Genomic DNA, 3021 nt, shown 5'->3' with positions numbered 1-3021 from the left:
TCGGGCACACGGCTTTGCACGGGGGGGGCGGGGGCTTCCACCCCTCAGCGGGGCCCCGCCCCCCCCCCCCCCGGGGGGCGGGGGGGGGGGGCCGGGGGCCCCGGGGGGGGGGGGGCCCGGGCCGCGGCCGCCGTCCCGGCGGCCGACCGACGGCCCCGGCTCCCGGTGACCGGCGTGCGGGTGCCGCCGCAGGTGAGCCGCGTGCGGGGCCGGGCCGGAGGGGGCCCGTTCTCAGCTCTCCCTGGAGTCCGGGCCCGCCCCGGACGCCGGGTCCTCCAGGGCCTCTCCGGTGTCCCGGCGGTTCCGGGCCGCGCCGCTCCGGTGGACGGCGCACGCCACCCCCCACAGCAGCAGCCCGCACAGGCACCAGCTGCCGACGACGTCCAGCGGCCAGTGGTAGCCGCGCCGCACCAGCCCCGCCCCCACCCAGAGGTTCAGCAGCACGACGCATACGACGGCGGTGCGGCGTGCGAGGGCCCGCCGGAGGTGGGGGAGCAGCAGGAGGAACGCCGCGCCGTAGGCGACCGCGGCGGTGGCCGCGTGCCCCGAGGGGTACCAGCCGTAGTTCTCCGCGGGGCCCAGCGGCCCCGGGCGGGCGATCCACAGCTTCAGCGGGACCACGAGCGCCGGGACGGCCGCCATGACCGCCACCGCCACGAGCGGCGGCAGCCACCACCGCGGACGGGCGCCGGGCGGCGGCCCCTCGTCCTCCTGCCGTCGGCGCCACCGCGCCCGGCCCAGCCATCCGGACCAGCAGAGCGCGGCACCCAGCACCGGCAGCGCGGGCACCGTGGCGCCGAGGTCCGCGCCCGCCTCGGCGATCACGGACGGGGAGTGCGGGCGGAACACCGCCCGCCCCAGCCGCTCGTCCAGCGCGAGCAGCGGACCGCCCGCCGCCACCTGCCAGGTGACCAGCGCGAACAGGACCGCGCACAGCACCGGGAGCAGCAGGGAAAACGCCGACCGCCCCGGAACAGGGGGGAGAGTTCCGGGGCGGTCGTGGCGACCGGTGTGCCGCGCGCCCCGGGGGGTATGGGGCGGGCGGCCGTCCGATCGGTGAGGAGTTCCGGAGCCGAAGGCTCCAGTGGTGTGCGCGAGGGCACGGCCGGGCCGGGGCTGGGGATGCGCCGACTCGACATCGCCCGCAGTTCCCTGCGGACGGGGTGTTTCTCTCATCTGCCGAAACCGTACGCCAGGCGGAGCGGGCCCGACAGCCGGATCACCCGTCCGCCATGGCCCCCGCACACATTCTTCACCTGTCCCCGCGCACCGGGCGGAATCAGAGGCCGGCGAAGGCGTTCTCGATGATGTCCAGACCCTCGTTGAGCAGGTCCTCGCCGATCACCAGCGGCGGCAGGAAGCGCAGCACGTTGCCGTAGGTGCCGGTGGTGAGGACGAGCAGCCCCTCGGCGTGGCACGCCTTGGCGAGCGCGGCGGTGGCCTCCGGGTTGGGGTCCTTCGAGCCGGACTTCACCAGCTCGATCGCGATCATCGCGCCCCGGCCCCGGACGTCGCCGATGATGTCGAACTTCTCCTGCATCGCGGTGAGCCGCGGCTTCATGATCTGCTCGATGCGCCGGGCCTTGCCGTTGAGGTCCAGCTCGCGCATGGTCTCGATGGCGCCGAGCGCCGCGGCGCAGGCCACCGGGTTGCCGCCGTAGGTGCCGCCCAGGCCGCCGCTGTGCGCGGAGTCCATGATCTCGGCGCGGCCGGTGACGGCGGCGAGCGGCAGGCCGCCCGCGATGCCCTTCGCCGTGGTGATCAGGTCCGGGACGATGCCCTCGTCCTCACAGGCGAACCACTGGCCGGTGCGGCAGAAGCCGGACTGGATCTCGTCCGCGACGAAGACGATCCCGTTGTCGTTGGCGAACTTCACGATCGCCGGCAGGAAGCCCTTGGCCGGCTCGATGAAGCCGCCCTCGCCGAGGACCGGCTCGATCACGATCGCGGCGACGTTCTCCGCCCCGATCTGCTTGTTGATCATGTCGATGGCCTGGGCCGCGGCCTCGGTGGCGCAGTTCTCCGGGCCGGTCAGCCAGCGGTAGGGGTAGGCCACCGGGACCCGGTAGACCTCCGGCGCGAACGGGCCGAACGAGTGCTTGTACGGCATGTTCTTGGAGGTCAGCGCCATCGTGAGGTTCGTGCGGCCGTGGTAGCCGTGGTCGAACACGACGACCGCCTGGCGGCGGGTGTGCGCGCGGGCGATCTTCACCGCGTTCTCCACCGCCTCGGCGCCGGAGTTGAACAGCGCCGACTTCTTGGCGTGGTCACCCGGGGTCAGCTCGGCGAGCTGCTCGCAGACCTCCACGTAGCCCTCGTACGGCGCCACCATGAAACAGGTGTGCGTGAAGTCGGCGAGCTGGGCCGAGGCGCGGCGTACGACGGCCTCAGCGCTGTTGCCGACCGACGTCACGGCGATGCCCGAGCCGAAGTCGATCAGCGAGTTGCCGTCCACGTCCTCGAGGACGCCGCCGCCCGCGCGCTTGGCGAAGACCGGCAGCACGGAACCGACGCCGCCGGCGACCGCGGCGGTACGGCGGGCCTGCAACTCCTGCGACTTCGGGCCGGGGATCGCGGTGACGACGCGGCGCTCCTGCGGGAGCGAGGGGCCTCCGGCGGTTGCGGTCATGGTGATCTCCTGTGCTCGTGGTCGGGGGTGTACGTCTGTGGAGGAACGTGGTCCTACTCACGCAGGCTAGGGCCGGGGGGCGGGGTCGGGCATGCTCCGTTCGGTAGCGCTGGGTGTGTGTCGTTGTCCGTGGCGGACATAGGCGGGGTTTCCCTGGGGGTCCTCTGCGGGGGCCGGGTGCGGGGGCCTCTGCGGAGGCCGGGTGCGGGGGTGCGGGGGTGGGGCGGGTGTCGGGGCGGGCGTCGTTTGTCGGGTGCGGGTGCGGGTGCGGGTGCGGGTGCGGGTGCGGATGTGTGGTGGGTTTCGGGGGTGGGGGGGGGCGGGGGGGGGGGGGGGGGGGGTTGGTTTTATTTGTTGTGGGGGGGGGCCAGAAAAAAGGACGGGAGCGCGAC

At 74.3% G+C, this 3021-nt stretch carries 2 protein-coding genes; both read right to left on the bottom strand.

The features are described 5' to 3' along the window. Positions 1 to 231: 231 nt before the first annotated feature. Entirely contained in the window at positions 232 to 939 is a 708-nt protein-coding gene (locus tag ACFYYR_RS12135; RefSeq protein ID WP_388850476.1) for a phosphatase PAP2 family protein, read from the bottom strand. Between the two features lie 340 nt (positions 940 to 1279). Further along, entirely contained in the window at positions 1280 to 2629 is a 1350-nt protein-coding gene (gabT, locus tag ACFYYR_RS12130; RefSeq protein WP_388850474.1) for a 4-aminobutyrate--2-oxoglutarate transaminase, read from the bottom strand. Positions 2630 to 3021 lie beyond the last annotated feature (392 nt).

This window comes from Streptomyces sp. NPDC001922 (assembly GCF_042891165.1).
Taxonomy (GTDB): Bacteria; Actinomycetota; Actinomycetes; order Streptomycetales; family Streptomycetaceae; genus Streptomyces.
The sequence above is the reverse complement of the archived record's forward strand: the minus strand, read 5'-3'. Positions and strand labels throughout refer to the sequence as shown.